The sequence below is a fragment of the Streptomyces sp. NPDC094147 genome (assembly GCF_044764265.1).
Lineage (GTDB): Bacteria > Actinomycetota > Actinomycetes > Streptomycetales > Streptomycetaceae > Streptomyces.
In genome coordinates this window covers 1-26001 of sequence record NZ_JBIWHT010000028.1, presented here as the reverse complement: position 1 = coordinate 26001, position 26001 = coordinate 1, and the positions used below count along the sequence as shown (strand labels likewise).

Sequence of the window (26001 nt, the reverse complement as noted above, 5' to 3'; positions counted from 1 at the left end):
GGTCGCGCAGTTCCTCGCGCCCCTAAACGGGCCGCCGTGGCTTGGCGGGCCGTTCCCCGCGCCCCTAAAGGGGCGCGGTACCTCGCTGGGGCATGGCGGGCGGGTTGCCCGGTAGCGGGGTGGGCTTGTCGGGCGTAGCGTCGGCAGCGGGAGTCGGGTGGAAGGAGGGCCGGAGATGGTCCGTAACATCCTCGGCTCGATCCTCGCTCTCATCGGAGCGACGGCCGCCGTCTGGAGCCCCTTCCGTGCCTGGTACGACGGCCGTCACGGCAGCACCTACCGCATCGACGACCTGTTCAGCGGCATATCCGCCGACAAGGCGGAGGTCGCGGGCTCGATGCTGCTCCCCTTCGCCTTCGCGGCCCTGGTGACGCTGGTGGGTCTGGGGCTGCGCTCGCGGATCCTGGTCGGCGTCGCCGGACTGATCGTGCTCGGGTTCACCGTTTTCTGGATGGTGCGCCAGGGGCAGGCGGCCGGGAGCCTGACCATCGACTCCTCGGGGCGGGGCCTGGGGCAGGGCGTCGCCGTCGCGCTGGGCGGCGGCGTGGTGCTGCTGCTGGCCTGCGCCCTGATGTCCGGCCGCCGCGGGGCCGCGCCCCCGCCGCCCCGCTCCGACGTGCCCGCCCTGGACACCCCGTACGAGCGCCCTGACGAGCCGCCGTACCAGGCTCCCCGTGAGCCGCCGTACGAACCTCCCTATGAGCCGCCGGACGCCCCGCACCGGGGCTGACCGGTCAGACCCGCATCCCGGTCACCACGTTCGCGTACAGCTCGTCCGAGGTGACGAGCCGGGCCCGCAGGCCGCCCGCGGTCATCGCCGCCAGCGCCCCCGGCACCTGCCGCTCGCTGGTCTCGACCAGCAGCGTGCCGCCCGGGGCGAGCCAGTCCGGGGCCTCCAGGGCCACCCGGCGCATGATGTCCAGGCCGTCGCTGCCGCCGTCCAGGGCGACCAGCGGCTCGTGGTCACGGGCCTCCGGGGGGAGCAGGCCGACCTCGTCGGAGGGGACGTACGGGACGTTCGCGGCCAGGATGTCGACCCGGCCGCGCAGCGACGGCGGGAGCGGGGCGAACAGGTCGCCCTCGTAGACCAGGCCGCCGAGCGCCGCCACGTTGCGGCGGGCGCAGCGCACCGCGGCGGGTTCGATGTCGGCGGCGTGCAGTTCGGCGTGCGGCAGCGCCGAGGCCAGGGCGGCGCCCAGCGCGCCCGAGCCGCAGCACAGGTCCACGACGACGGCCGGGGATGCGGCATCGGTGAGCGCCAGCGCCTGCTGGACGAGGAATTCGGTACGGCGGCGCGGCACGAACACCCCGGGGTCGACGGCCACCCGCAGACCGTGGAACCCGGCCCAGCCCAGGACGTGTTCGAGGGGCAGCCCGGACACCCTGCGCTCCACCATCGCGGCGAGTTCGGCGGGACCGTCGGCCGTGGCGAGGAGCAACTCCGCCTCGTCCTCGGCGAATACGCACCCGGCGGCGCGCAGCCGGGTCACGACGGTGGAGGGGGAGAGCGGTTCGACTGGCATACGGGGAAGTATCCCGGCCCCGTCACCGCGTTCGGACGGGAGCCCCCCGGTCTCCGCCCCTCCTCACCGAGTTCACCGGGTTCACCGCGAGCCCGAGGTCGCCGTTCCCTTCACCGCGTCCAGCGCGTACACGCAGCGGTCCTTGCTGCACGCGTAGACGACGCCGCCGCGGGCCACCGGCGAGCCGGTGATCTCGCCACCGGTGGCGAGCTTCCAGCGGAGCTGGCCGCCCGCCGCGTCCAGGGTGTAGAGGCAGTGGTCGGCCGAGCCGAAGTGGATGCGGCCGTCGGCGACGACGGGGGTGCCCACCACCTCGCCGCCCGCGGCGAAGCGCCACTTGGGGGTCGAGGTCACCGCGTCCAGGGTGTAGAGCGCGTTGCCGCTGCCCACGTGGACGTTCCCGTCGGCCACCAGGACCGGTTCGACGGACTGGCGGGACTCGGTGGCGATCCGCCAGCGGTCCTTGCCGGTCGCCGCGTCCAGGGCGTACACGGTGCCGAGGTAGTCGGCGAGGTACACGCCGCCGCCGGCCACCGCGGGGCCCGGCGCGAACGTCGGCGGGCAGAGGAAGACGGCGGGCGCCTCGAAGTGCCAGCGGACGCGGCCGGATGCGATGTCGACGGCGAGGACGCGGGTGCCCGCCGAGACGTAGACGTAGCCGTCCGGCGCGGGGGCGACCCGCACCGGGACGCCGCCGCAGGACGCCGCGTCGCCGACCGGGTAGGACCAGCGCTCGGAGCCGGTGCGGGCGTCCAGGGCGCGCAGCCGGGCGTCCTGCCAGACGTACACCGTGCCGTCGAAGACCGCGGGTCCGGCCTCGGGGGTCTCGAAGTCGGTCTGGGCGCCGGAGATCTCCCACAGCTTCTCGCCGTTGGCGGCCTCCCAGGCCTGGACGCCGCCGCCGCGGGTGCCGGTGACGACGGTGCCGCGGTCGGTCTTCAGGGAGTACACCCAGGCATCCGTCGGCAGCCGCCACAGCTCGCCGCCGTCGGTGGCGTCCAGGGCGTACAGGGTGGGGCCGTCGGACGCGTGGATGCGGCCGCCCTCGACGGCCATCGCCCAGGCGACGTCGCGCGTCTTGAACTGGCGGCGGCCGCTGGCCACGTCGAGGGCGTGCACCTCGAAGGAGGTGACGTACAGCAGGTCGCCCGCGACGACCGGGGTGCCCCACACGTCGTTCGACATGCGGAAGCGCCAGGGGCGCCAGCGGCCGGGGGCCTCGGGCGGATGGGCGGGCGGCGGTACGGGGGCGGCGGCCACCGCGCCGTTGGTGACGGCGGGGGCGCCGGGCCTGCGCACCCAGCCGGTGGTGGGCCCGGCGTCGACGGAGACGCGGGCGGAATCGGCCCGCGGGCCCGGACCGATGGGGACCTTGGCGCCGGGCAGCAGCACCGGCTCCTCCGCCTGGAGGGGCGGATAGGTGACGGGGGCCGCGCCGTGCCGCGCGACGTACGGCGGCTCGGCCGGGCGGGGCGGCGCCGCGGGGCCGCCCCTGGAGCGCAGGGACGAGCTCGGCGAGGGGTCGGCGGGCTTGGCGACGGGCTGCACGCGGCCGCCGCCCCTGCGCTGCTCGATCATGGCGACCGAGCGGGGCGGCAGCCAGGCCGACGCCGTACCGCTGTCGTCCGAGCCGGAGGCGAAGAGGTGCGGCGCGAGCTGGGCCTGGAGGTCCTCGGGGGAGGGACGGTTGGGGTGCTCCATCTGCATGCAGGACTCGATGAGCGGGCGCAGCTCGTCCGGCAGCCCGCTGATGTCCGGGCCCTCGCGCAGCAGCATGAAGACCGTCTCGACCGGGTTCGCGCCGTGGAAGGGCGCGTGGCCGGTGGCCGCGAAGACCAGGGTGGAGCCGAGCGAGAACACATCGCTCGCGCCGGTCACGCTGCGGGAGTCCTTGGCCTGCTCGGGCGACATGTAGGCGGGGGTGCCCACCGCCACGTTCGTCATGGTCAGGCGGGTGTTGGAGACCCCGGACGCGATGCCGAAGTCGATCACGCGCGGCCCGTCCTCGACGACCAGGACGTTCGACGGCTTCAGGTCGCGGTGCACCAGACCGGCGCCGTGGATGGACTGCAGCGCCTCGGCGATGCCGGCCGCGAGCCAGCGCACCGCCTGGGCCGGGAGCGGCCCGCACTCATTCACTATTTCTTCGAGGGAGGGCGCCGGTACGTACGCGGTGGCCAGCCACGGCACCGCGGCGCGCGGGTCGGCGTCCACGACGGCCGCCGTGTAGAAGCCGCTCACCGCGCGGGCCGCCTCCACCTCGCGCGTGAAGCGGACCCGGAAAAGCTGGTCCTCGGCGAGCTCGGTGCGCACCGTCTTGATCGCCACGCGGCGGCCGGAGGCCGAACGCGCCAGATAGACGAGGCCCATGCCGCCGGCACCGAGCCGTCCCAGCACCTCGAAGGGGCCGATCCGCCTCGGGTCGTGCTGCGTCAGCTGCTCCACCGGCCTGCTACCTCCCCGTACGGGCCCTGCATGAATTCGGCCCCGTGCAGCGTCTCACGCGGCACCCCGATTCTCCCTGCCGGAGGTGGCCGGAGGCCAACCCGGGTCGAGACCGGGATGTCTCCACCCGATCCGGGACACCCCGGGCAGCCGGTCGGCGGGACTATCCCTGGAGAACGGCGAAGGTGGCGCCCTGGTTGTCGTTGAGCACCGCCATCCGCCCGTATGGAATGTCGAACGGCTGTGCCGTGACCCGGCCGCCCAGGCGCGCGCAGGCGGCGGCCGTCGCGTCGCAGTCCTCGACGGAGAAGTAGACGAGGAAGTGGTCGGGCAGCTCGGCGGGGAAGGCCTCCGACATCAGGCTGCGGCCGCCGATCGCGGTGCCGGGTTCGGTGCCGGGCAGCGACCAGGTGCGGAAGTCGGCGCCCACCTCCTCGGGGCTGCCCGGACTGCCGCCCCGGTAGCCGAAGACGGACTCGTAGAACGCGTCGGCCTGGTCCTTGTCGCGGGTGTAGACCTCGGTCCAGCAGAAGGATCCGGGCTCGCGGGTCAGCTCGAAGCCGGTGTGCGCCTCGGCCTGCCAGAGTCCGAAGACCGCGCCGCCCGGGTCGGCGGCGACCGCCATCGTCCCGTACGGGGGAACCGGCACCGGGTCGGTGATCAGTTGCCCGCCGGCCTCCCGGATCCGGGAGGCGAGGGCGCGGGCGTCGGGGGTGGCGAGGTAGACGGTCCAGGTGGTCGGCAGTCGGCCGTCCCGCTTGGGCTGGAGGGCGGCGACGCGCTTCCCGTCCTTGAAGGCGCTGGTGTAGTGCCCCTGCCGCTCGCCGGTGTCCTCGTCGAAGGTCCACCCGAGGAGCTCCCCGTAGAACCGCTTGCCGGCCGCCACATCGGACAGCGAGGCGTCGGCCCAGCACGGCGCGCCTTCCGGATATCCGCCCATGCGCCTGATTCCTTCCTGAGGTGCCCCGTCGCGAGGCCGTCCCGGGGTCAAATTAACGACCCATCACATCCGATGCGGTCGCACAATTCGAACATACGGCCAGATTTCGGCGGCCGGAGGGGCGGTGACCCAAGTCCCGCTTGCCTTGTCCACCAAAGTTGTCCACAGCTTGTTGATAACGCCATTCGAGTGGCCGCCCCCGGCTCGGCACACCCGCCGGGCGAGCCGATCGGCGGTCACCCGGGGCAACCGCTTCCCCGTACCGATCAGGACCTATCACCCCCTGGCCCCCATTTGCACTCGGCCGAATCGCGCTCCGATCACCCCTCGGTAAGCTGACGGCATGACAGGACAAGTACGCACCGTCGACGGCCGAGTGGCCGGCCGACGCGGCCAGGCGACACGGCAGAAGCTGCTCGACTGCCTCAGTGAGATGCTCAGCTCCTCGCCGTACCGGGACGTGAAAGTCATCGACGTGGCCCGGAAGGCGGGCACTTCACCCGCGACCTTCTACCAGTACTTCCCCGACGTCGAGGGCGCCGTCCTGGAGATCGCGGAGGAAATGGCCAAGGAGGGCGCCGGGTTGACCTCTCTGGTCGAGGGCCGCTCCTGGGTCGGGCGGGCCGGCTGGCAGACGGCCGAGGAGCTCGTGGAGGGCTTCCTCGACTTCTGGCGCAAGAACGACGCGATCCTTCGGGTCGTCGATCTGGGCGCGGCCGAGGGCGACAAACGCTTCTACAAGATCCGCATGAAGATCCTGAACTCGGTCACCAACTCCCTTACGGACGCGGTCTCCGAGCTCCAGTCCAAGGGCAAGGTCGACAAGGACATCAGCCCCGCGGCGATGGCGGGCTCGCTCGTCGCGATGCTCGCGTCGGTGGCCTCGCACCAGAAGGGCTTCCAGACCTGGGGCGTGAAGCAGGCCGAACTCAAGCCGAATCTCGCCCTGTTGGTCCACCTCGGCATCACGGGCAGGAAGCCGACGAAGTAGGCAGGGGTACGTCGGCCGATATTCCACAGTCCTGTCGCGCCGGCGGCGGTTCATCCCCGAAGCGGGGTGGGCGCCGCCGGCGTTCCCGTATCCGCGCCCCGGGACACCGTCAGACGGCCCGCCGTTCCAGCCGGAAGAGCCGGATCTCGCGCTCGATCCGGGCCTGGTAAGTGGCGTACGGCGGCCAGAAGTTGAGGGCGGCCCGCCAGGCGGCGGCCCGTTCCTCGCCTTCGAGCAGCCGGGCCCGCACCGCGATGTCCCGTCCCTTCCAGCTGATCTCCGCGTCCGGGTGGGCGAGCAGGTTCCCGGTCCACGCGGGGTGGCCGGGCCGCCCGAAGTTGGACCCGATGAGCACCCAGGTACCGGCCCCCTCCTCCGGCATGCAGGCCAGCGGAGTGGTGCGCGGCAGACCGGACTTGGCGCCGCGCGCGGTGAGCACGACACCGGGCAGCATCTGCGCGCTGAGCATCACCCTGCCGCGAGTGAGGCGGTGTACGGCGCGGTCCATCGCCGGAATGACGTGCGGGGCGATCTTCGCGAACGCACGGGTCGAGGACACCTTCTGCATGAGCCGCACCCCGGGTGCGGTGCGGGTCGTCCCGGCCCTCACGCCGTCGCCTCCGCCGCGGCCGGGCCGAACAGTCCGGCCCGTTCGGCGGCGTGCCCGCGCAGGCGGTGCACGGGCCCGAAGAGGAGGTCGTCGGCGGCGGCCCGCTTGAAGTAGAGGTGCGCCTCGTGCTCCCAGGTGAAGCCGATGCCGCCGTGCAGCTGGACGGCCTCCGAGGCGGCGGCGCGCAGGGCCTCCAGCCCCTGGGCGAGGGCGAGCGGGCCGGCGCCGGGGTCCCAGGCCGCGTAGTAGGCGGCCGACCGCGCCGCCTGCACCTGCACGTACAGGTCCGCGAGCCGGTGCTTGACCGCCTGGAAGGAGCCGATGGCCCGGCCGAACTGCTCGCGCTCCTTGACGTACGCGACCGTACGGTCCAGCGCCTCCCCCGCCGCCCCGACCGCCTCGGCGGCGAGACAGGCGGCGGCCGTGCGCCCGGCGCCCGCGAGCGCGCCGGACATGTCCGGGGAGTCATCGCTGCCGAGCAACTCCCCTTCCACATCGCGGAGTTGAATCAGCGCCTGCGCCCGGGTCTCGTCCAGAGCGGTCTGCCGGGTGCGCCGTACGCCGTCCGCGTCGCCGGGTACGAGGAAGAGCAGGGTGCGGCTGCGGGCGAAGCCGCCGGTGTGCGCGGCGACGAGCAGCAGGCCCGCGCTGTGCCCGTCGAGCACCTGCCCCGCCTCGCCGTACAGCCGCCAGCCGCCGTCCGGTGTCCGCCTGGCCTGCATCCCCCCGGCCCGCCCGCCACCGGCCCAGCCGTCGCCCTCGTTGGCGCCGGTGAGGCCGAGGGCGAGGGCGAGGCTGCCGCCGGGGACGGCGAGGGTGGCGGTCAGCCCGCCTCGGGCGATGCGCGGGAGCAGGGCGGACTTCTGCGCGTCGGTGCCGAGTGCGGTGACGAGGGGGGCGGCGAGGGCGGCGGTGGCGAGCAGCGGGGAGGGCAGCAGGGCGCGGCCGGTCTCCTCGCAGGCGAGGACGAGTTCGGCGGTGGTGCAGCCGACTCCCCCGTACTCCTGCGGCAGCGCGAGGCCGGGCAGCCCGAGCTCGGTGGCCAGCCGGCCCCAGAGCGCGGTGTCGTGGCCGACCGGGGTGCGGACGGCGTTCTTCACGTCCTGTGGGCCGCAGTGCTTGGCGAGCAGTTCGTGCAGGGTGCGGCGGATCTCGTCCTGCTCCGCGGTGAAGGCGGCGTCCATCGTCGAGCTCCTCCCCCAGAGGCGGGGGCCTCTGATCTGACGGACCGTCATGTTAGGTGCGGCGGACGCAGATGCCCAGGGCGCGGGGGAAGTCGCTTCGGGGCTTCCCGCCGGAGACGGACGACATCCGACCAACCCCGAGCGGAGTTATCTGATGTACCGTCAGATCCATGCCACCGTCTGCCTCAACTCTCCACCCCCGCAAGGTCGCTGTCGTTGGCGTGGCGCTCTCGGAAACCGGGCGCGTGGACGACGCCACCCCCTACGCCCTGCACGCCCAGGCGGCCCGGCGGGCGCTCGCGGACTCCGGGCTCCCGCGCGAGGTCATCGACGGCTTCGGGTCGGCGGGCCTCGGCACGCTCGCGCCGGTCGAGGTCGCCGAGTACCTCGGCCTCCGGCCCACCTGGGTCGACTCCACCGCCGTCGGGGGCGCCACCTGGGAGGTCATGGCCGCGCACGCCGCCGACGCCATCGCCGCCGGGCACGCGGACGCCGTTCTCCTCGTGTACGGATCGACCGCACGCGCCGACATCAAGGCGCGGCGGCGCACCTCGAACCTCTCCTTCGGCGGCCGGGGCCCGCTCCAGTTCGAGGTGCCGTACGGCCATACGCTCATCGCCAAGTACGCGATGGCGGCCCGGCGCCACATGCACGAATACGGAACCACGATCGAGCAGTTGGCAGAGATAGCGGTGCAGGCGCGGGCGAACGCGGCCACCAACCCGGACGCGATGTTCCGCGACCCGATCACGGTCGAGGAGGTGCTGTCAGGACCGATGATCGCGGACCCGTTCACGAAGCTGCACTGCTGCATCCGCTCGGACGGCGGCTGCGCGGTGCTGCTCGCGGCCGAGGAGTACGTACCGGACACGGCCAAGTCGCCGGTGTGGGTGCTGGGTTCGGGGACATCGGTCTCGCACACGACGATGTCGGAGTGGGAGGACTTCACGGTGTCCCCGGCGGCGGTCTCGGGCCGGCTCGCCTTCGAACGGGCGGGGGTGCGACCGGCGGACATCGACCTGGCGGAGATCTACGACGCGTTCACGTACATGACGCTGGTGACGCTGGAGGACCTGGGGTTCTGCGCGAAGGGGGAGGGCGGGGCGTTCGTGGCGAAGGGCAGGCTGCTGCGGGACGGCGAACTCCCGGTCAACACGGACGGCGGCGGCCTGTCCGCCTGCCATCCGGGCATGCGGGGCCTGTTCCTCCTGGTAGAGGCGGTACGGCAGTTGCGGGGCGAGGCGGGCGGAGGCCAGGTGCGGAGGGCGGACGGCAGCCTCCCGGAGCTGGCGGTGGCGTCGGGGACGGGCGGGTGGTTCTGCTCGTCGGGGACGGTGGTGCTGGGGAGGGGGTGAGGGGGGTCCGCGAGCCGGGGTGGCGGGCGGGGGTGAGGATGGGGGGCATGGAATTCAGCGAGTTTCTGCACACGCTGCGGGTCTGGGACGTACCGCTTCCGCACTTCGACCCGGACGCGGCACCCGCCTCCCCCCTCCCCCTGTTCCAGGAGTGGCTGATGCACGCGGCCGGGGCGGGTCAGGCCGAGCCGCACACGATGTCGCTGGCGACGGTGGATGCCGAGGGACACCCCGACGTACGCACCCTGATGCTGCACGACGCCGATGCCGACGGCTGGCACTTCGCCTCGCACTCCACCAGCGCGAAGGGGCGCCAACTGGCCGCCCACCCGGCCGCCGCGCTGGGCTTCTACTGGCCCGCGGTGGGCCGCCAGGTCCGGGTGCGCGGAACCGTCACCCCGGCCGGCGATGCGGCATCGCAGGCGGACCTGCACGCACGGTCCACGGGGGCGCTGGCGGCGGCGCTGGTGGGCCGGATGAGTGAAGTACTGCCGGAGTACGGGGAGTTGGAGCGGGCGTCGGAGTCGGCGTGGGCACGGGCCGCAGCGGACCCGGCGACGCCCGTACCGTCCTGGACGCGGTACGTCCTCGCCCCGGAATCGGTGGAGTTCTTCCAGGGCGAGACCCGGCGCAGGCATGTGCGGCTTCGGTATCGCAGGGTCGAGTCCGGGGGGTGGGGGCGCGAGCTTCTTTGGCCTTAGGCGACCTGGCGGGGGCGCTGCCGCTGGTGCAAGCACTCCCGGGCGCGGCAGGATCAGGCCCCATGACGACCTCTGTTCTGGTGATGGGTGGCTCACACTTCCTGGGACGTGCGGCAGCGACCGAAGCGCTTGGGCGTGGCTGGGCCGTGTCCGTGTTCAACCGCGGCAAGACCGGGAGGAACCCGGAGGGTGTCCGCGCCATTCAAGGCGACCGTACGAATCCCGAAGACCTGGCCCGGCTGGCCGACATGGGTCCGTGGGACGCGATCATCGACACGTCCGGCATGTCGGCCGATGTGGTGGACCTGGCAACGCGCGCACTGGCCGACGCCACGTCGAGGTACGTGTACACGTCCACGGTTTCGGTGTATGCCGGATGGCCTCTCCTCCCCCTCACAGAGGACTTGCCGACCTTGACCGAAGCGGGACCGATGACCGACGTTCCATCCGATGTGAACGTGGCCTACGGCATGGACAAGGCCGCGGCGGAGAAGGCCGCGCGTACGAACCTGGGAGAAGGCCTGACCATCCTGCGTCCCGGCGTGATCCTGGGACCGGAGGAGTACGTGGGCCGCCTGCCGTGGTGGCTGCGCCGGATCGAGCGCGGAGGGCGCGTTCTCGCCCCCGGGAACTCTGAGCAGCCCATCAGCCCGGTGGATGCCCGCGATGTCGCGGCCTTCGCCTGCGACCGGGCGGCGAGCGCCCGGACAGGCGAGATCTTCAACATCACGGCCCCGTCGAACCACGCCACCATGGACGGCTTCCTGCGGACCTGCGTCGAGGTGGTGGGGGCCGACGCCACCCTGGAGTGGGTGGACGGCGACTTCCTCCTTCGTAACAGTGCGAAGCAGTGGACCGAGCTCCCGCTCTGGCGCACCTACCCCGGCACGTGGGCGGTGTCAGGAGTGCGGGCCCAGAAGGCCGGCCTCCGGTGCCGGCCGCTGTCGGAAACGGTCGCTGACACCTGGGCCTGGCTGTCCGGCGGGGAGACGGCTGTGGACCACGAACGGGCGGACCTCCACGGGCTGGCCGAGGAGAAGGAGGCCGCTCTGCTGGGGGCCTGGGACGCTCGCTAGTGTCCGATCTCGTAGCGCGGGGCTCCGGGCAGGGTGGAACTGGCGGAGTCGCGGCTGAATCCTTCAATGGACCGGCCCAACTCCCCGGCTTCACGGTTCCGTTGGAAGGCTGGTGCAGTGAGCTGGCTGCGGACGCCGGTGAGGCGGGAGAGCAGTCCGTCGACGCGTTGCTCGGGCGGCAGCTCGAACACTGGGGCCAGCGTCACCACCGCGGAATCGAGATCGCCGCTCAGGAGCTGCGCGAGGGCGAGATCCACCGTCGCCTCCATCTCAACCTTGATCGACCGTTCCGCCTTCGGCCTGCGCGCTCTCGGCCGTGAAGATCGGGCAGAAGCGTCCCCTGCACGCAGCCCTCCACGCGGCGGCCGTCGCGGTCCCACTCATGTTCATGGAGCACCAGCAGGGCGAGTACGTCTTGGTGGACCAGTACACCGCCTCGCTGCGGGACGCGTGCAAGGACATGCAGACCAAGCGTGATCTGTTCACCGACTACGGCCGGATGCTCCTGGACGAGATGGCCGAGTGGGCCGAGACCGATCCGCTCGACTTCGACCGGATCGGGCACGGCCCCACGAGTCCCAAGTTCGCGGGGTACGACCCCGCCCTCGCGGTCTGACGGCTACTCGAAGACGATCCCGGTCTCCCGTGCCAGGCTCAGGGCCAGCTCCATCGCCCCTGGGCCTGCCACGGTCGTTCCCTTCAGGCTCACGACCCCGCCGACATCCAGCAGCGTGCAATTGTCGAACCGCATGGAGCCGATCTGGGCATTCGCGAATTGCGCTCCACTGAGGTCACAGTTCACGAACTTCACGTTGTGCATCTCAGCGAACTGAAAGTCCGCTCCAGTCAGTCGACAGTCCTCGAACTCGACGGCGTACAGCTTCATGCGCCTGAACATTCCGGGTGCGGAAACACATCCGGAAATCCTGACGTCGCGGAAAGTTCCAGACTTCCACGAAGATCCCGTGAAGCGACTTCCGTTGACCGTACAGCGAATGAACGAGACATCGTTCGCAGAAACCTGCGAGAAGTCACAGGTGTCGAACTGACAGTCGCTGAACTGACTTTGACGCAGGCGGGCGCCAGTGAATCGCGTGTTGGCGAACTGGCACGTCTCGGCTTCCGCGGCATCGACTTCAACCCCCACGAAGGGAGCCCCATCGAACCTGACCCCTTTGAGAATGGCGTCGTCTTCAAGCACATCACGCTCGATGTCAGCGGCTCGGAGAGCACTTGGAATTCTGGGCACTGCGGGCGCCCTGACCCTTCCGCCTTGCCGGGTGATCTGAACCACGTGAGATCAATCCATTCTCTGGGGAAGCGGACACCAGAGTCTATCCCTAAACCGCCTAAAAATAAGGGCGATTGACCTCGCCCAGAAGAGCGAAAGCAATCAATGCCCCCACCCGCACGGGGTGTTGCGGAGTCCCCCCTCGGGGAGGGAGCTAGTCCGTGGAGAGCCTCGCGTGGAGGTGCAGGTCGCGGAAGGCGTCTCTGCGTTGCGCCTCGAACGTCGCGCCTCGCAGCGTGCCCTCCGCCGCGTAGCCGCCTCGCTCTGCGACGCGGCAGGACACCTCGTGGCCCACCGCGTGACCCAGCTCGATGCGGTGCAGGCCGACCTCCTTGAAGGCCCAGTCGGTGATCAGGGACAGCGCGTGACCGGCCACGCCGCGGCCCCGTACTTCGGGGAGCGTCCAGTAGCCGACCCGGGCGCAACGCATGGCCCATTGAATGGAGCTGAGGCCCACGTGGCCGAGGATCGCACCGCTGCTCTCGTCCGTGACGCAGTACGTGGCGAACTCGCCCCGCGCCCACCCCAGCGCCCGCAGCCTCAGCAGTTCCGCAGCGGCCGCCTCGTCCTCGACGGGGGACGTGTGGGTGTTCCAGCGCTGGTATTCGGGGTCGGTCACCGCTCGCAGGAGGGTGTGGACGTCGTCGTCGCGCCAGGTGCGCAGCCGCAGGCCGTGGCCCCGCAGGTCGGCCGGTATGAGCTGGAGATCCATGCCGCCATTCAAACCCCTCGGCGGCGGGGAGCAGGAGTGAATATCGGGATCGCGTGGCCCTCGCCTCCCGGCTCCGGGCGGAACGCCACGTACAGCTCCATCCCCACCCGCAGGTCCGCCTCCTCGCACCCCGCCACCTCGCTCATCATGCGCGGGCCCTCGGCCAGTTCGACCACGGCGGCGACGTACGGCACGCGCTCGCCGAACGGCGGGAGGTCGTTGCGGTGGACGACCGACCAGGTGTAGAGCGTGGCGCGGCCGCTCGCCTCGCGCCATCGCACGTCCTCGCTCCAGCACTGCGGGCAGAATTCGCGCGGGTAGTGGTGCGGGCGGTCGCAGGCGTCGCAGTGCCGGATCAGGAGGCGGCCCTCGGCGGCCGCTTCCCAGTACGTGCGGGTGAAGGCATCCGCTTCGGGGGTGGCTGCGGTCATGAGAAGTCCCTCTCGTGAGCACGTTTCTGACGGTACGCCAGTTCAGCGGATGCCCCGCCCGCGCGCAAGGGGTGCGTGCGCGTGATCAGATCGCAATCGATTCCGGTCTTGACCGAGACCCATCAAGTGTTCGCGCCGTTACGCTCAGCAGTCATGGCCGACATCACCACCCCCGCCAGCCCCGTCTACGTGATCGGCGCCGGGCCCGGCGGCCTCGCCGTCGCCGCCGCGCTGCGCGCGCGGGGCGTACGGGCCGTCGTACTGGAACGGTCCGACGACGTCGGTGCCTCCTGGCGGCGGCACTACGACCGGCTGCATCTGCACACCACGCGCCGCCTCTCCGCGCTGCCCGGACTGAAGATCCCGCGCAGGTTCGGGCGCTGGGTGTCCCGCGACGACCTCGTGCGGTATCTGGAGAAGTACGCCGCCGTCCACGAACTGGAGATCGTCACCGGCGTCGAGGCCGACCGCATCGAGCGGGGGCCGCAGGGGCAGGGCTGGATGCTGCACGCGAGCGGCGGGCGGCGGCTGTCCGCGCGGGCGGTGGTGGTGGCCACCGGGTACAACCACACGCCGTACGTTCCCGAGTGGGCCGGGGTCGAGGAGTACACCGGTGAGCTCGTCCACGCGAGCGGCTACCGCAACCCGGCTCCGTACGCCGGGCGGGACGTGCTGGTCGTCGGGGTCGGCAACACCGGTGCCGAGATCGCCGTGGACCTCGTGGAGGGCGCGGCCGCGCGGGTGCGGCTCGCGGTGCGCGGCGCGCCGCACATCCTGCGCCGCTCCACGGCGGGGTGGCCCTCGCAGGCCACCGGCATCCTGGTGCGGCGGCTGCCGGTCCGGCTGGTGGACCGGGCGGCGGCGGTGACCGAGCGGCTCTCCGTGCCCGACCTCTCGGCGTACGGGCTGCCCCGGCCGACCAGCGGGCTGTACTCACGGGCGCGGCAAGGGGCCATCCCCGTCCAGGATGTGGGGCTGATCGACGCGGTGCGGAACGGTCGGGTCGAGCCGGTCGCGGCGGTCGACTCCTTCGACGGGGGCAAGGTCGTCCTCGCAGACGGGACGCGGATCTCGCCGGAGGCGGTCATCGCGGCGACGGGGTACGCGCGGGGGCTTGAGGGGCTGGTCGGGCATCTCGGGGTGCTGGATGAGCGGGGGCGGCCGATCGCGCGGAGTGCTCGTACGGTGCCGGGGCTTGAGGGGCTGTACTTCACGGGGTTCAGTACGCCGCTCAGCGGGACGCTGCGCGAGCTGGGGATCGAGGCGCGCGCGATCGCGAGGGGGCTTGCGGGTTGATGCGGGGCGGGTTGGCGGGGCCGGCCGCACCACTGGGGCTCCGCCCCAGCCCCCGGGGAGTTTCCCACCCACCCGCCCGTTGCTCGGGGTTGGGAGGACTGAGCCCTGGGGCTGCGCCCCAGACCCCCCCGGGGGCTTCGCCCCCTAGACCCCCACGAGGGGCTCCGCCCCTCGAACCCCGGCGGGGGCTTCGCCCTCTGACCGACGGCGCCTGCCACCAGCTCAAGTTGATCCAGACCGAAGCCGACGTCGTCGGCCACCTCACCACGATCCTCCGCGGCCAAGCCGCACGCGTCGCGACCCGGGATCGCCACCCAGGCAGATCGGACCGGGCTGCGCGGGACCCGGCGCGAAGGAGCCGACGCCTGCGTCCGCTCCCTCAGCGGCCACCTCACCGGCCGCGTCGCCCGCCTCCGCCACGACACCGCGCTCACCTCGGGCCGGCCGATCGCCGGCGGCCCGATCGACGGCGCCTGCCGCCACTTGACCGGCGACCGCCTCGACATCACCGGCAGCCGCTGGGGACTGGACGGCGCCGAAGCCGTACTCAAGCTCCGCGCTCTCATCGAAACCAGCGATTCGACAGCTGTCGAGACCTATCGACATCGACACCTACTGGGCGTTGCACCTCGCCCAGGAGCACCAGTGCCTCTACCTCACCCCCGACCGGCACAACTACCAACTCACCGCCTGATCACCAACGTCCCCACAGAGGAGCTGCGCCTCTCGCCGATCGCGCCTCAGAATTTGAAGTGAGGCACCTTGACGCCCTCGGGCAGCTTCACGTTGTTGGAGCAGTCCACAACCGGCCCGACGTTCTTGGTCCCCGTCTTCATGTTGTCTGCGGGGATCACCAAGCGCGGCCGGTCGGTCGTCGAGCATGCCTGCGTCTGATTGACGACGTAGCTGCCGTTCTTGTCGGTGCGGACGGTCTCGGTCTTGTGGATGCAGGTGGTTTCGCCCGCGGAGGAGGTCTTGCACTCGCCCTTGGGCTGATCGGCGTGCGCCTGCGCGGCGCCGACGCAGATCACGGCGAGACTTCCGAGGAGCCCCGAGACGGTTGCGATCTTCTGCCGACTGAACATGTGCTGCGTTCCTTTGCAATCGAGGCCCGGACGCCTGCGCCGTTGATCGGCGTGCGCCCGAGCCTTGGAGAAATTCGAAATTCGGGGACCCTGCGCCTGACGCGTCTTCAGCCGCGTCCGGCGACGGGAGCGTTGCAGCCCGGACGCGCACCCTGATGGGTTTGTTGCGCGTCCGGGCTGCCCTTGCCATTGAGGGTGTTGTCCAGCACACCGTTGAGCAGCCCGAGCTGATCCAGCACATGGACTTTCAGGTCGTGCGACTCGCACACGGTGTTTTGACGGATGTCGATGCGCCTGCTGCAGCGCTCCGAAGCGATGTGCGGCCCCATGGTCCGCGAGGCGACCGGTTGCTGAGCCGACCAGGGTGCGGGCTGCGGCGCGGCCACCTGCGAAACGGTCTATGGGGCCCACCGCGGCGTGGAGTACGGAGTCACTCGACCCGCGACCGCCGCGGCTGCGACCACAGCACGCCGGAACTTGCGCATCGAGCTTTCGGCAGTTCCTTACTGACCGTCCTCGTTGTCCGGGCCCTGCTCCGGGCCGTGCTCCGGGCCGTGGTCCCCGCCCTTCTCCCCGCCGTGCTCCCCGTAGCTGACGCCAGCACCGTTCTCCGGCGCGAACACCGGACCGCCCTCGCCGTGGCGCTCCCGACCGTCCGAGCCGCCGCCGCCGTAGTTGGCCACGGCGTTGGCCTGCGAGGAAGCCACCGCGGTGACCCCGCCGCCGTCGTGGGCGAAGCTGACGCCGGCACCGAGGGTGGACAGCCCCGCAATCGCTGCAGCTACGACGGCAGCCCGCTGAAACTTGCGCATAATTCGACTCTTCCTTGTCTAGGTGTGAAGCCCTGACCGGACTTAATGTGAGCATATACATACGGAGTGTAGTCATTTGGGATCTTTGGCCTTCCTGTGCGTCGTGTCGGCTTATGGCGAGGCACCCTTCGTCCGCCATGGACTTGAAGGGGATGAGGGAGCCGGTGACGCGGCTGCTCGCGCGCTCACCGCTCTCTCCTGAAACGACACTTCCCGGGGGGCAAGTCACGGGCAGTCAGGGGCGGTCACTCATTTGCCCGTCGGCACGGAAACACCCACTGACACGGAAACAGCGGATGGCCGGACCAGTCGCCCGGTCCGGCCATCCGCTGCTTGAAAAGGTGGGGTGTCGGAAGGTTCCGCCCCGGACTCAGCTCAGCAGGCCAAGGGGGTTCAGACCCCCCTCCTCACCCCTTTCGGGCGCCGGGTTGTTGGGGGAACAGGTCACCTGGGGTCCGATCTGCATGTTCCCACGGTTCAGCAGGCCCGCGACGGGCAACGTCAGGGGCTGCGTCGGCACACAGCCCTCCGACTGGCGGACGATGTACGCGTCACCCTCGGGAGTGCTGCCGACGACCCGGTTGACGCAGGTGACGCTGCCGTGCTTGTCGTTGGTGCACGTGCCCCCTGCCGCGGCATACACCTGGGTGACGCCGGCACAGGCCACGGCGAGGCCGCCAAGAAGCCCCGAGACGACCGCGATCTTCTTCCTACTGAGCATGTGATGCGTTTCCTTTGTGAGGGGCGCCCGAGCACCGTGCGCCGCGAGCCGGCCGCGCCGGGCCCTGGGGATTCCGGAGAGCCCGGCTCCAGCGTCCGACCCACGTCCGGGACGTCCGGGTCCATTTCGCTTACGAAGTGAAGGGCTTGCCTATGGAAGGCACTGTTACTGCAGTCAGCGGCCTCGCGCTCCGGGCGGCCGCACATGAACGGGCCCCTTCGGGGAGTGACCCCGAAGGGGCCCGCGGAAAGCGTCGGGCAGGATTACGCCGCCGACCTCACCGAGTGAATGCGTTGTTGAACTGGCCGCAGGTGGTGTCGTAGGACTGGGAGAGACCGAGAACGCCGATCGGGATGTCGTTCTCGGCCACCGTCTGCGGGCTGCACTCCTGGTAGGGGCGGTAATGGTCGGTCTGCTGCACGCCTTCACTGGCGTTGGCGGTACCGGCGCCGGCGCCGACGGCGGCCAGACCGCCGGCCGCCGCCACTGCTGCGATCATGGCCTGCTGAAACTTACGCATGGAACCCTCGGTCCTCCATTGCCTGTACATCAAGGCTGGTTGCCTACCGTTACTGGTCGAACACCAACTGTAACGATGCGGTCCCTCAGAAGTCGCGCCCACTCCTCCGACAATGACCCTCCTGGGCTCGAAGGACTCTGCGCCCTCAAGCTCGGTCCCCTCGTGGGCCAAGACGTGTGGGCTGACGCCGCCGGATGCCCGGTGGACCGATTGGCTCACATCCGCCGATCACTCAATCCACTCAAAAGTGGGAACACATCATGTTCCGGGTGTCTCCGTTCGCGCTCGCGGCATTCCCTTGAACCGGTCCGCCCGATCCGGGCTCCAACTGCGAACGGAGACGCCCGTGCGAATCACCGACATCCAGCGTTGCGAGGTCCGGCCCGGACGGCTCGTCGAGTGGGCGCTCAGTCCGGCGACCGTCACGGCGGCGGCGGGCCTTCCGGAGGACCCCCGGCCGCCGGCTTACGTCCAGGAGTCGCACATCAGGACCGCCCGATCCGTGCACGAGGACGGCCTGTTCGTGCCGACCTGGGTCGGTACGGCATTCGACATCCCGGGCAGGGTCGACCTCGACGCACTGCAGGACGCGCTGCACAGCTGGACGCTCCGGCACGAGACGCTCCGCAGCGGATTCCGCTGGGACGGCGACGAGATGCGCCGTTTCACGCTCGACACCGAGGACGTGTCCCTCCACCGCGAGGTGGTCGGCGACTTCCCCGACGCGGCACAGCTCGTCCAGCACCTCCAGGACCGCTTCGACACCGCCGCGAGCGCGCTGAGCTGGCCCAACTTCCTCTACGCGGCGGTCATCAGGGACGACGGCACCAGCGTGTACATGGCCTTCGACCACAGCAACGTCGACGCCTACTCCGTCCAGCGCATGCCCGCCGAGATCCACGAGCTCTACGCGGCAGCCGCCGAGGGCCGCCCCGTGGAGGAGTCGCCGGTCGGCAGTTACGTCGACTTCTGCGAGATCGAGCGGGCGGACGCGGACCGGATCGACGGCAGCCACGCGATCGTCGGCCGCTGGCGGGAGTTCATCCGGCGGTGCAACGGGAAGCTGCCCAACTTCCCCGTCGAACTCGGTCTGGAGCCCGGCGGCCCCCTGCCCACGCAGAAGCTCATGCGCGAGATGCTCGTCGACGCGGACGCCGCCGCGGCGTTCGAGTCGTACTGCCGGCCCTTCGGTGGCAGCCTCGTCGGCATCCTGGCCGCCACCAGCCTCATCGTCCACGAGATCAGCGGACAGCCCGTGTACCGCACCGTCCTGCCGTTCCACACCCGGGTGAAGTCCAAGTGGTCCGACTCCGTGGGCTGGTACGTCGGCGGCGCGCCCATCGAGGTCCCCATGGACCAGGCACCCGATTTCCGCGGCGCCCTGACAGCCGTGCGCGCCGAGCTCCAGGCCAACAGGTCGCTGGCCCGCATGCCCCTTGCCCGAGTACTGCGCCTGCTCGGCTCGGACTTCCGCCCGACCTCGCCCGACCTGTACTCGATCGTCTCGTACGTCGACGCGCGAGGCATCCCCGGGTCGGAGCGCTGGGACGAGCTGGCGGCCTATGCACTCATCAGGGTGTCCTACGGCGACCAGGTGTGCGTCTGGCTCACCCGACTCCACGAGGGTCTGTGGTTCACCTGCCGCTACCCCGACACCGACGTCGCGTACAAGAACATGCGGCTGTACGCCGAGCGGTTGGGGGACATCATCCTCTCAGTGGCCAGCGAGCAACGCGCCCACGAACTCGCCGGGTAAACGATCCGCCACACCCCGCTTGCCACTTGCCGGCCACAGCCGACACGAACAGCAGACCCCGCCCCAACTCGCCCCCGACCACACCGTCGGGGGCACCACGCCGACCGCGCTCGCCGCGTCGTCGCCCGGGGAGACCTCGGCGCGCGGATGCCGACCCGGTGCTGTCCTCGCTGGAGTACGCCACCCTGGCCCAGCCGCGAAGTCGAGCCCGGCACGCTGGTTCATCACGCGGCCCACGGGTGTCGACGCACGTCCGTCAAGCTCACAACACGTCTATTACAGACGGGACTTGGGACGCCCATGGGCAGTCAGGGCTGAATCGCGAGGCTGCGAAAGGTAGCCGTTTGGGACGGTCCGTGGCCGATGATGCGGGCGGCCCGGCGAGGCCCGTGCGCCAGCAGACCAGCTTCTCCAGGGCCCCGGTATCGCGGGCGGCGCGCCGCTCCTTCACGCACAGGGCTTTCCGGCGACATAAAAGCCTCGGTGCCCCGGCCTGTGGCCGGGGCACCGAGGAAGGCTGTGCCTTTTACTTGCCGAAGGCGGTGTTGCTGCAGCCCATGCTCGAACCCATGGAGGTCTGCTGCGAGCCCGCGTTGCCCTCGCCGTTCAGCAGGTTGCCGCCCAGGCCGTTGAGGATGCCGACCTGACCGAGGATGTCGACGTTGGCGTCATGCGACGTGCAGGTGCTGCTCTGCGTGACGTTGAAAAGATTGCGGTCTTCGCCCGAACCCTGGCCGCCATGACCCCCGCCGTGCGCCTGAGCGGTGCCGGCGGCCAGCATTCCGAGGCTGCCGAGGGCAGCGACCAGGACGGCGGCCTTGCGAAGCTTGTGCATGTCATCTCCGTTGGAGTGAAGTGGACTCGATCTGCGACAGATCGACTTCGTGTAGTTACAGAGGTAATACGAAGTATCCCTAAATCACCTGACGGCGCGCCGAATTCGGGGAATCCCTCACCGCCTTGGTCGATTGCGGGAAATAACCCGCCCCGTGAGTGCTGAGGTTGAACTGGCAGGGGCGGGTGGGTCGATCAGTTTTCATTGAGGGTCAGGCCGGTCCGGGCGAGGCGGCCGTCGATGAGGTCGGGCCGGTACTGGACCCGCTTCGGGCCGCATCGCATCACCTGGATCAGTTGATCGAGTCCCGCGGCGGCCAGATTGGCAGGCACGGCGCGACGGATCGCGGACCAGATGCCTTCCACGCAGTTCAACTCCCTTGCATATGCGGGCAGCTGGTAGAGATGGTGAGCCGGCCGGAGCGTCCGATGAACTCCTGCATTCTGTGGTGCAGATGCACACTCAAATTGTCCCGGACGAGAACAACGGGGCTACCGGGGCATGGCGTGAACGCGCCTCACCATGTCCCGGCAGTCCCGCCAGATGAAGCTCTTCGTCTCACCTTTGCGGCGCAATTAGACGTGCAGGTTATGGAAATGGAAGAAGCGGGAGCGATGACCGGACTGGTAATAGCAAAAGCCCACAATGGTGGCCTCGCCCTTGCCGCGCCCACAGGGCCCCCACACCACCGGCCTGCTGGCGCACCTGCCCCCGGTCCTGGCCTCAGGCGGCCGCGTCAACTGTCCCACCCCCGCCCTCGAAGACGATCAGCGCACCGAGGGCCGCCGCGGTGCTTCCACCCGCGGACGTATCCCCTTCGCCCGGGTCTCGTCTCCACCACCGCATCGTCACGCTCAAGGGCCCGCCGCCGCGCGGGCACCTGGCACGACCACCCGTTACGCACCAGCAGCTCGCGCACGCCCTGGATCGGGTAGCCGACGTGGAACATCCGGCTGATCAGAGTCTCGATCCGCGCCAGCGTCCAACGCTGATCAGCGAAGCCGTGCGCCAGCGGGCACCGCCCCAACCCCCGCTCCGACCCCCCGCTCCCGCCTCGTGAACCGGGTCTCGCTCAGACGGGGCAGCGATGCCGGCCCCTGCCACTTCGGGGCGCGGCACCTCCCACGCGCCACCGCTGCCGCCACTTCTCGATCGTCCTCACGCGGATCCGTAGATCAGCGGCGATCTCCCCGAACTTCTCACCCCGCCCGAACCGCTCAGCCACCTCAAGGCCCACCGGCTCCCGCCGCCCCCTCGGCTCGGTTGCCGTCGACGATGCCGATCGATGGCTACGTCGACACAAAAGGGGTCCCGGCACCGGGCCTTGCGCTCGGTGCCGGGACCTGTTTCCCGCTTTCGGCCGCCTATGTGACCGGACAGGTGCTTAGAAGGCGCTGTTGTTGCAGCCCATGCTCGAACCGATGTGGGTGTTCTGAGCACCCGGGTTGCCCTCGCCGTTGAGCGCGTTGCCCAGCAGGCCGTTGAGGATGCCGACCTGGCCGAGGACGTCGAGGTTCAGGTCGTGCGACTTGCAGTTGCTGCTCTGTCCGATGTTGAAGCGGTCGCCGCCCTTCTCGCCCCCGCCATGCGCCTGGGCGGTGCCGGTGGCCAGCATTCCGAGGCTGCCGAGGGCAGCGACCAGGACGGCAGCCTTGCGAAGCTTGTTCATGTGATCTCCGTTGGAGTGAAGTGGATGCGATCCGTGGCAGATCGATTCCTTACGGTCACGGAAATTAATACGAAATACCCCCAAACCGCCCGATGACGCGCCGAACGCCGCGATGTTGTTGTGGAAGCACTCTGAAGTCGTATCGCCTACGAGCGGGCCTTTCGGCGTCATCCACCTCCCACACCCGCGGGCGCACCGCGGCGACCGCCCGGCGGGCCAACCGCTGCCGCACCGCGGTGACCGGCCAGGTCGAGGAGGTCACGAACTGCTGCAACCTCCGGTGATCCACCCACCGAACTACGGAAACCGCCCCGTCCACAGCCGGGGAGACCATCGAGGACACCGAGATGGGCATTCGGGCCGTACGCCACGCCCGAAGCCTGTTCGAGAGCGTGCACACCCTGACCGACACCGGCCGGAACCACAGTTCCGTGGCCCGGGAACTCGGCCTGGACCGCCGCACGATCCGCAAGTACGCCCGGCCCTCACCTGACAGCAGGAGGTCGTGTGCCGCCCGCCTCGTCGGCCCTCCGCCTGGAGCGCGAGGCCGCACGCTGGATCACCACCCGCCCGGACCGCCGCAGCCCAAACTCCACCGACCGCCTGCACCGGTTCCTCGGCCGTCGCCCGGAACTCAGGCGCACCCACGGGCTGGTCCGCGTTCGCCGCCATGCTCGACAACCGCGACGCCACACCCCCGCCGACCCGGCTCGAAGAGCTCTCCAGCAGTGGCCCGATGCCCCGCGCCGGTATCGCCGGAGCCCCTTCGCGAAGACCGGCACGCGGCCGCCCGGAGGATCACCACCCGCTCCAACTCGGGTGTCAACGAAGGCCGCAGCACCGAGGCCAAGCTCCAGAAGCGCCTGACGGCCGGACGCGTCGACGTCTCGATCGCCCACCTCCTCCGCCGCCGCCGATGCGCGGACCGGCCGCAAGTACCGACTGTCGCGGCTCTTCCCGGTTGAACCGCCGCACGAACCGCCCGTGCACCGCGCTCAGTTCCCCAACCCGCAACCCGACAGTCCTCAATCCGACGTCAGCGAGGTCCCCACCCACAACCAGGTCAGCGACGAAGCCGGCCACCAGTCACGGCAAGCACCGTTGCAGCACCAGAGCGCCTCTGACGGCTCTTGGTCAGACGTCATCCGGCAAAGAGCCATCACGCAAGATGGCTCGTGAGGCTTTCCTCGCCTCAACAGGCCCATCCATGACCGTCGCGAGACGGCTTCAAGAACCATCGGAAGCGGCCTGGTGACAAAGCCCTAGTGGTGGGAGGTGGCGACGGCGTTCGCCTGATTGTTGTCCTGGGCGCAGCTGACGCCCTTGGTCTCGGCGCCGGCGAGTACGGCGATGGGGAGATTCGCGTTGAGCAGGTTCTCCGGGCTGCACTCCTGGTACGGACGGAAGAGGTTGTTCTGGCTCGTCGGAGCGCCCTGCGCCGGGCCGACCGGGGCTGTCTGCGGGGAGATCTGCGGGCTCAGCTGCGGGCTCAGCGTCGGGTTGACCTGCGGGCTGACCTCAGAGGGCTGCGGCAGGGACATCCGCTGCGGGGCGGGCGAGCCGGAACTGTGCGCGGTGGCCTGTGAGGCGGACCACGAGCCGGCCTGGGCGTCCGGCTGCGGAACAGGGGTCGGAGTAGCGCCGCCGTACCCGGCGGGCGCGGCGGCCAGGCTGGGGCCGACGCCGATGGCGGACAGGCCGCCGGCTGCTGCGAAGAGGAGCGCGGCCTTATGAAGCTTTCGCATGGAACCCTCGGCCCTTCATTGACCTGTGCGTGGAACGTATCGGGATGCAGATGAGCCAGTGCAGTCGCTGCTGTTTTCGCTGCCCTGTGCGGCTGCGACGGACCATCGTCCTGGCCCAGTGCGGAACGAGATGAGTGCCGATCCCGTTACGGGAGCTGGGGCGTGGTCACCCATTTGCCGAGCGGTGCGAATCATCATGTAAATCGTCAACAGAGGAGTGCGGGCGCCGCACTTGTTCTTGACAGGTCGACACGTCCTCACTCATCCGTGGTGCGACGAGCGATGGCAAACGGGTGACGGAATTTTGGATCCCGTGACCGGGCCGGAGGAAATGTCGTTGCCAGCTGGGAGAACGCAGCGACCACGAATCGGAGAGGGGCAACGGGATCCGCTGTCGACTCCGGCGTGAAGTCCACATGACAGCCCCATTCCCCTGTCAGGGCGCAGTGTGAACATCAGACTGAACGCACGCAAGGCTGCACTGAATGCAACGGATTTCCCGTGTACAGGTATTGAAGGGCCGAGAGTTCCATGCGAAAGCTTCATAAGGCCGCGCTCGTCGTAGCAGCGGCCGGCGGTCTGTCCGCCATCGGCGTCGGCGTCAGCCATGCCGACTCTCCCGTCGGGTACGGAGGTGCCCCTCCGGCGCCTGGTCCCCAGTACTCGGCACCCGAGGCCGTAGCCCCTGCTCCGCAGTACGCGCCTGCGCCGCAGTACGCGCCCCCTCCGCAGTACGCACCCGCTCCGCAGTACGCACCGGCACCGCAGTACGCGCCCCCTCCGCAGTACGCACCGGCACCGCAGTACGCGCCCCCTCCGCAGTACGCGCCCGCACCGCAGTACGCGCCTCCCCCGCAGTACGCGCCCGCACCGCAGTACCAGGCACCGCAACAGAATGGTTCGCAGGCCACGGCAATGTCCAGCGCGGCGGGCACGTCACAGTCCCCCGCTCCGCAGCTGTACGCCCAGCCGATGATGCAGGCCCCTCCCCCGGCGCCTGCCCCGCAGCAGGCCGCCGCCTTCGCCTCGTCGGCGGGTGTCGCGCAGGCCGGACCTCAGCAGCCGGCGCAGATCGTGCCGCAGTTCACCCCGCAGGCTGCGCCGCAGGTCACTCCGCAGGTCGCCCCGCAGGTCGCCGTACCGCAGGTCTTCAACCCGGAGCCCGCGCCGCGTGTCGCCCCTCAGGTGAACCCTCAGGTGAACCCGCAGGTGAACCCGCTGATCAACCCGCTGGTCGCGCCGATCAGCGCCCCGCAGGTACCCGGGCTCGGCCTCGGACAGCTCGCGGCGCCCCCCGTGGGCCAGCTGGGTCTGCCCCGACTCGGCTGACGGCCTCCCCGCGACTGTCCACCGTCGCAACTCCAGCTGTTGCACATCACATCCGCAAGACCAACGGAGAAGAAATGCGCAAGATCCAGAAGGTCGCCCTCGTCGGCGCCGTCCTCGGCAGCATCGGCGCCCTCGGCGGCACGGCCTTCGCACACGGCGAGCAGGGCGCGCACGACACCGACATCATGCAGAACTCCGAGTGCCGCTCGCACGACATGAACATCGACGTCCTCGGCAGCGTCGGCGTCCTCAACGCCCTGGCGGCCAACGCGCTCAACGGCGAAGGGGCCCCGGGCGCGCAGTCCAACCACCTCGGTGCGGACATGGGCTGCAACAGCAAGGTGGGCTGAACAGCCGCGCTGCACGCATTCCCCCAAGACCCCGCCCTCGTCATGTTCTTCGCGGTCCTGCACGAGGGCCACTGGCCTCCCGGGCCCGGCATGACTCCCCCGGCGATCGGATGGACCTGGGGTGATGTCACCGGGCCGGGAGGCGCCGTGGGGTCGTGATGAGAGGTGGGCGTCTTCCTGGGTCTGGGCGTCGGCAAGACTGCACATCACGGCCACGGTCCGCCCCCGGCGCGCCCATTCGGCGTCCTAACCGTGCCCCTCGGCGACAGCACCGGCGTGTCCCCCAGTAGCACCCATCTCGCCTCGACGCACTGAACTCGCCACGGCCACCGGGGCCTTGGCCAAGGGCTCCCGTCCCATCGTCGGCCGCCGGCCGCTGAACCCAGCGCCACGGCGCCACAGCGCTGTCAAATTATCTGTGGGGCGCGGGAGATCTCGGTCTCGATCGCGGGGTCACCGTGTCCTTACGAGACCATCCAGGCCTGGTGTGCCGCCAGCAGCGCCGACCGGGTGACAAGTGGCATCTCAATGAACCTCTTTCATCCTGAATAGCTGCAGGTGAGGAGGGTGTGAACGGCCGCGACGATCTGTCCAACGCGGTTGGTGGAGCATCTGGTCCGGCGC

Annotated in this window: 29 protein-coding genes and 1 pseudogene; 11 read left to right on the top strand and 19 right to left on the bottom strand. The window is 70.3% G+C overall.

What is annotated here, in order from left to right; translation table 11 throughout:
- Positions 1 to 175 precede the first annotated feature (175 nt).
- A complete protein-coding gene (locus ACIQ8J_RS29265) occupies positions 176 to 730 on the top strand; it encodes a hypothetical protein (protein ID WP_403275624.1) in 555 nt (184 codons plus the stop codon).
- Between the two features lie 4 nt (positions 731 to 734).
- On the opposite strand, the gene ACIQ8J_RS29260 is transcribed toward ACIQ8J_RS29265, so the two are convergent.
- From ACIQ8J_RS29260 to ACIQ8J_RS29250, 3 genes are all read right to left on the bottom strand, one after another.
- A complete protein-coding gene (locus ACIQ8J_RS29260; RefSeq protein ID WP_403275622.1) occupies positions 735 to 1523 on the bottom strand; it encodes a putative protein N(5)-glutamine methyltransferase in 789 nt (262 codons plus the stop codon).
- Between the two features lie 81 nt (positions 1524 to 1604).
- A complete protein-coding gene (locus ACIQ8J_RS29255; RefSeq protein ID WP_403275621.1) occupies positions 1605 to 3968 on the bottom strand; it encodes a PQQ-binding-like beta-propeller repeat protein in 2364 nt (787 codons plus the stop codon).
- 163 nt (positions 3969 to 4131) lie between these two features.
- Complete coding sequence (locus ACIQ8J_RS29250) at positions 4132 to 4908, bottom strand: VOC family protein (protein WP_403275620.1); 777 nt, start codon at positions 4906 to 4908, stop codon at positions 4132 to 4134.
- 343 nt (positions 4909 to 5251) lie between these two features.
- On the opposite strand from ACIQ8J_RS29250, the gene ACIQ8J_RS29245 reads away from it, so the two are divergent.
- Positions 5252 to 5899 carry a TetR family transcriptional regulator gene (locus ACIQ8J_RS29245; RefSeq protein WP_403275619.1) on the top strand — a complete coding sequence of 216 codons (648 nt, stop codon included), beginning with the start codon at positions 5252 to 5254 and terminating at the stop codon, positions 5897 to 5899.
- A gap of 109 nt (positions 5900 to 6008) precedes the next feature.
- On the opposite strand, the gene ACIQ8J_RS29240 is transcribed toward ACIQ8J_RS29245, so the two are convergent.
- Together ACIQ8J_RS29240 and ACIQ8J_RS29235 are read right to left on the bottom strand one after the other, a co-directional pair.
- Complete coding sequence (locus ACIQ8J_RS29240; RefSeq protein ID WP_403275696.1) at positions 6009 to 6467, bottom strand: nitroreductase family deazaflavin-dependent oxidoreductase; 459 nt, start codon at positions 6465 to 6467, stop codon at positions 6009 to 6011.
- 38 nt (positions 6468 to 6505) lie between these two features.
- Positions 6506 to 7693, bottom strand: coding sequence for an acyl-CoA dehydrogenase family protein (locus ACIQ8J_RS29235; RefSeq protein WP_403275617.1), 1188 nt, complete (start codon positions 7691 to 7693; stop codon positions 6506 to 6508).
- 170 nt (positions 7694 to 7863) lie between these two features.
- Between ACIQ8J_RS29235 and ACIQ8J_RS29230 the strand changes: the two genes are divergently transcribed.
- From ACIQ8J_RS29230 to ACIQ8J_RS29220, 3 genes are all read left to right on the top strand, one after another.
- A complete protein-coding gene (locus ACIQ8J_RS29230; RefSeq protein WP_403275616.1) occupies positions 7864 to 9048 on the top strand; it encodes a thiolase C-terminal domain-containing protein in 1185 nt (394 codons plus the stop codon).
- 47 nt (positions 9049 to 9095) lie between these two features.
- Positions 9096 to 9749: a pyridoxal 5'-phosphate synthase gene (locus ACIQ8J_RS29225; protein ID WP_403275613.1), complete on the top strand. Its 654-nt coding sequence runs from the start codon at positions 9096 to 9098 to the stop codon at positions 9747 to 9749.
- A 62-nt stretch (positions 9750 to 9811) separates the two neighbouring features.
- Positions 9812 to 10825: an NAD-dependent epimerase/dehydratase family protein gene (locus tag ACIQ8J_RS29220; protein WP_403275612.1), complete on the top strand. Its 1014-nt coding sequence runs from the start codon at positions 9812 to 9814 to the stop codon at positions 10823 to 10825.
- On the opposite strand, the gene ACIQ8J_RS29215 is transcribed toward ACIQ8J_RS29220, so the two are convergent.
- On the bottom strand, positions 10822 to 11082 hold the full coding sequence (locus ACIQ8J_RS29215) for a hypothetical protein (protein ID WP_403275611.1): 261 nt from the start codon (positions 11080 to 11082) through the stop codon (positions 10822 to 10824). The two genes, ACIQ8J_RS29220 and ACIQ8J_RS29215, sit on opposite strands and share 4 nt — an antisense overlap.
- Before the next feature lie 59 nt (positions 11083 to 11141).
- Here ACIQ8J_RS29215 and ACIQ8J_RS29210 point away from each other — a divergent pair, with 59 nt between their 5' ends.
- Positions 11142 to 11441: a hypothetical protein gene (locus tag ACIQ8J_RS29210; RefSeq protein WP_403275610.1), complete on the top strand. Its 300-nt coding sequence runs from the start codon at positions 11142 to 11144 to the stop codon at positions 11439 to 11441.
- A gap of 3 nt (positions 11442 to 11444) precedes the next feature.
- Here the strand turns inward: ACIQ8J_RS29210 and ACIQ8J_RS29205 are convergent, their stop codons facing one another.
- The 3 genes from ACIQ8J_RS29205 to ACIQ8J_RS29195 form a co-directional block, all read right to left on the bottom strand.
- Positions 11445 to 12119: a pentapeptide repeat-containing protein gene (locus tag ACIQ8J_RS29205; RefSeq protein WP_403275608.1), complete on the bottom strand. Its 675-nt coding sequence runs from the start codon at positions 12117 to 12119 to the stop codon at positions 11445 to 11447.
- A 151-nt stretch (positions 12120 to 12270) separates the two neighbouring features.
- The gene (locus tag ACIQ8J_RS29200; RefSeq protein WP_403275607.1) at positions 12271 to 12828 is read right to left on the bottom strand and encodes a GNAT family N-acetyltransferase; all 558 of its coding nucleotides are present in this window, start codon (positions 12826 to 12828) and stop codon (positions 12271 to 12273) included.
- 8 nt (positions 12829 to 12836) lie between these two features.
- Positions 12837 to 13259, bottom strand: a complete 423-nt coding sequence (locus ACIQ8J_RS29195; protein ID WP_403275606.1) for a Zn-ribbon domain-containing OB-fold protein — start codon at positions 13257 to 13259, stop codon at positions 12837 to 12839.
- A 153-nt stretch (positions 13260 to 13412) separates the two neighbouring features.
- Here ACIQ8J_RS29195 and ACIQ8J_RS29190 point away from each other — a divergent pair, with 153 nt between their 5' ends.
- Complete coding sequence (locus tag ACIQ8J_RS29190; RefSeq protein WP_403275605.1) at positions 13413 to 14555, top strand: flavin-containing monooxygenase; 1143 nt, start codon at positions 13413 to 13415, stop codon at positions 14553 to 14555.
- Positions 14556 to 14963: 408 nt separating this feature from the next.
- Positions 14964 to 15120: pseudogene (locus ACIQ8J_RS29185) on the top strand (ISKra4 family transposase); the annotation flags it as partial.
- A 175-nt stretch (positions 15121 to 15295) separates the two neighbouring features.
- Here ACIQ8J_RS29185 and ACIQ8J_RS29180 read toward each other — a convergent pair.
- The 5 genes from ACIQ8J_RS29180 to ACIQ8J_RS29160 form a co-directional block, all read right to left on the bottom strand.
- Positions 15296 to 15640 carry a hypothetical protein gene (locus ACIQ8J_RS29180; protein ID WP_403275604.1) on the bottom strand — a complete coding sequence of 115 codons (345 nt, stop codon included), beginning with the start codon at positions 15638 to 15640 and terminating at the stop codon, positions 15296 to 15298.
- 107 nt (positions 15641 to 15747) lie between these two features.
- Complete coding sequence (locus ACIQ8J_RS29175; protein WP_403275603.1) at positions 15748 to 16026, bottom strand: hypothetical protein; 279 nt, start codon at positions 16024 to 16026, stop codon at positions 15748 to 15750.
- 117 nt (positions 16027 to 16143) lie between these two features.
- Positions 16144 to 16452 carry a hypothetical protein gene (locus tag ACIQ8J_RS29170; protein WP_403275602.1) on the bottom strand — a complete coding sequence of 103 codons (309 nt, stop codon included), beginning with the start codon at positions 16450 to 16452 and terminating at the stop codon, positions 16144 to 16146.
- Between the two features lie 370 nt (positions 16453 to 16822).
- Positions 16823 to 17173: a hypothetical protein gene (locus ACIQ8J_RS29165; protein ID WP_403275601.1), complete on the bottom strand. Its 351-nt coding sequence runs from the start codon at positions 17171 to 17173 to the stop codon at positions 16823 to 16825.
- A gap of 277 nt (positions 17174 to 17450) precedes the next feature.
- Positions 17451 to 17693 carry a hypothetical protein gene (locus ACIQ8J_RS29160; RefSeq protein WP_403275599.1) on the bottom strand — a complete coding sequence of 81 codons (243 nt, stop codon included), beginning with the start codon at positions 17691 to 17693 and terminating at the stop codon, positions 17451 to 17453.
- Positions 17694 to 18039: 346 nt separating this feature from the next.
- Here ACIQ8J_RS29160 and ACIQ8J_RS29155 point away from each other — a divergent pair, with 346 nt between their 5' ends.
- Entirely contained in the window at positions 18040 to 19449 is a 1410-nt protein-coding gene (locus ACIQ8J_RS29155; protein WP_403275598.1) for a condensation domain-containing protein, read from the top strand.
- 526 nt (positions 19450 to 19975) lie between these two features.
- Here ACIQ8J_RS29155 and ACIQ8J_RS29150 read toward each other — a convergent pair.
- The 5 genes from ACIQ8J_RS29150 to ACIQ8J_RS29130 form a co-directional block, all read right to left on the bottom strand.
- Entirely contained in the window at positions 19976 to 20284 is a 309-nt protein-coding gene (locus ACIQ8J_RS29150) for a hypothetical protein (RefSeq protein ID WP_403275597.1), read from the bottom strand.
- Positions 20285 to 20478: 194 nt separating this feature from the next.
- The gene (locus tag ACIQ8J_RS29145) at positions 20479 to 20649 is read right to left on the bottom strand and encodes a hypothetical protein (RefSeq protein ID WP_403275596.1); all 171 of its coding nucleotides are present in this window, start codon (positions 20647 to 20649) and stop codon (positions 20479 to 20481) included.
- Positions 20650 to 21020: 371 nt separating this feature from the next.
- Entirely contained in the window at positions 21021 to 21233 is a 213-nt protein-coding gene (locus tag ACIQ8J_RS29140; protein WP_403275595.1) for a winged helix-turn-helix domain-containing protein, read from the bottom strand.
- A gap of 435 nt (positions 21234 to 21668) precedes the next feature.
- A complete protein-coding gene (locus tag ACIQ8J_RS29135; RefSeq protein ID WP_403275594.1) occupies positions 21669 to 21953 on the bottom strand; it encodes a hypothetical protein in 285 nt (94 codons plus the stop codon).
- 1262 nt (positions 21954 to 23215) lie between these two features.
- Complete coding sequence (locus tag ACIQ8J_RS29130) at positions 23216 to 23698, bottom strand: hypothetical protein (RefSeq protein WP_403275593.1); 483 nt, start codon at positions 23696 to 23698, stop codon at positions 23216 to 23218.
- 531 nt (positions 23699 to 24229) lie between these two features.
- On the opposite strand from ACIQ8J_RS29130, the gene ACIQ8J_RS29125 reads away from it, so the two are divergent.
- Together ACIQ8J_RS29125 and ACIQ8J_RS29120 are read left to right on the top strand one after the other, a co-directional pair.
- Complete coding sequence (locus tag ACIQ8J_RS29125; RefSeq protein ID WP_403275592.1) at positions 24230 to 25027, top strand: hypothetical protein; 798 nt, start codon at positions 24230 to 24232, stop codon at positions 25025 to 25027.
- A 74-nt stretch (positions 25028 to 25101) separates the two neighbouring features.
- Complete coding sequence (locus ACIQ8J_RS29120) at positions 25102 to 25377, top strand: hypothetical protein (RefSeq protein WP_403275591.1); 276 nt, start codon at positions 25102 to 25104, stop codon at positions 25375 to 25377.
- Positions 25378 to 26001: the final 624 nt, after the last annotated feature.

Coding starts and splice junctions, on each gene's coding strand:
- ACIQ8J_RS29265 (WP_403275624.1), top strand. CDS start 176: ATGGTCCGTAACATCCTCGGCTCGATCCTCGCTCTCATCGGAGCGACG.
- ACIQ8J_RS29260 (WP_403275622.1), bottom strand. CDS start 1,523: ATGCCAGTCGAACCGCTCTCCCCCTCCACCGTCGTGACCCGGCTGCGC.
- ACIQ8J_RS29250 (WP_403275620.1), bottom strand. CDS start 4,908: ATGGGCGGATATCCGGAAGGCGCGCCGTGCTGGGCCGACGCCTCGCTG.
- ACIQ8J_RS29245 (WP_403275619.1), top strand. CDS start 5,252: ATGACAGGACAAGTACGCACCGTCGACGGCCGAGTGGCCGGCCGACGC.
- ACIQ8J_RS29240 (WP_403275696.1), bottom strand. CDS start 6,467: ATGCAGAAGGTGTCCTCGACCCGTGCGTTCGCGAAGATCGCCCCGCAC.
- ACIQ8J_RS29235 (WP_403275617.1), bottom strand. CDS start 7,693: ATGGACGCCGCCTTCACCGCGGAGCAGGACGAGATCCGCCGCACCCTG.
- ACIQ8J_RS29230 (WP_403275616.1), top strand. CDS start 7,864: ATGCCACCGTCTGCCTCAACTCTCCACCCCCGCAAGGTCGCTGTCGTT.
- ACIQ8J_RS29225 (WP_403275613.1), top strand. CDS start 9,096: ATGGAATTCAGCGAGTTTCTGCACACGCTGCGGGTCTGGGACGTACCG.
- ACIQ8J_RS29220 (WP_403275612.1), top strand. CDS start 9,812: ATGACGACCTCTGTTCTGGTGATGGGTGGCTCACACTTCCTGGGACGT.
- ACIQ8J_RS29200 (WP_403275607.1), bottom strand. CDS start 12,828: ATGGATCTCCAGCTCATACCGGCCGACCTGCGGGGCCACGGCCTGCGG.
- ACIQ8J_RS29195 (WP_403275606.1), bottom strand. CDS start 13,259: ATGACCGCAGCCACCCCCGAAGCGGATGCCTTCACCCGCACGTACTGG.
- ACIQ8J_RS29190 (WP_403275605.1), top strand. CDS start 13,413: ATGGCCGACATCACCACCCCCGCCAGCCCCGTCTACGTGATCGGCGCC.
- ACIQ8J_RS29180 (WP_403275604.1), bottom strand. CDS start 15,640: ATGTTCAGTCGGCAGAAGATCGCAACCGTCTCGGGGCTCCTCGGAAGT.
- ACIQ8J_RS29170 (WP_403275602.1), bottom strand. CDS start 16,452: ATGCGCAAGTTTCAGCGGGCTGCCGTCGTAGCTGCAGCGATTGCGGGG.
- ACIQ8J_RS29165 (WP_403275601.1), bottom strand. CDS start 17,173: ATGCTCAGTAGGAAGAAGATCGCGGTCGTCTCGGGGCTTCTTGGCGGC.
- ACIQ8J_RS29160 (WP_403275599.1), bottom strand. CDS start 17,693: ATGCGTAAGTTTCAGCAGGCCATGATCGCAGCAGTGGCGGCGGCCGGC.
- ACIQ8J_RS29150 (WP_403275597.1), bottom strand. CDS start 20,284: ATGCACAAGCTTCGCAAGGCCGCCGTCCTGGTCGCTGCCCTCGGCAGC.
- ACIQ8J_RS29140 (WP_403275595.1), bottom strand. CDS start 21,233: ATGTTCCACGTCGGCTACCCGATCCAGGGCGTGCGCGAGCTGCTGGTG.
- ACIQ8J_RS29135 (WP_403275594.1), bottom strand. CDS start 21,953: ATGAACAAGCTTCGCAAGGCTGCCGTCCTGGTCGCTGCCCTCGGCAGC.
- ACIQ8J_RS29130 (WP_403275593.1), bottom strand. CDS start 23,698: ATGCGAAAGCTTCATAAGGCCGCGCTCCTCTTCGCAGCAGCCGGCGGC.
- ACIQ8J_RS29125 (WP_403275592.1), top strand. CDS start 24,230: ATGCGAAAGCTTCATAAGGCCGCGCTCGTCGTAGCAGCGGCCGGCGGT.
- ACIQ8J_RS29120 (WP_403275591.1), top strand. CDS start 25,102: ATGCGCAAGATCCAGAAGGTCGCCCTCGTCGGCGCCGTCCTCGGCAGC.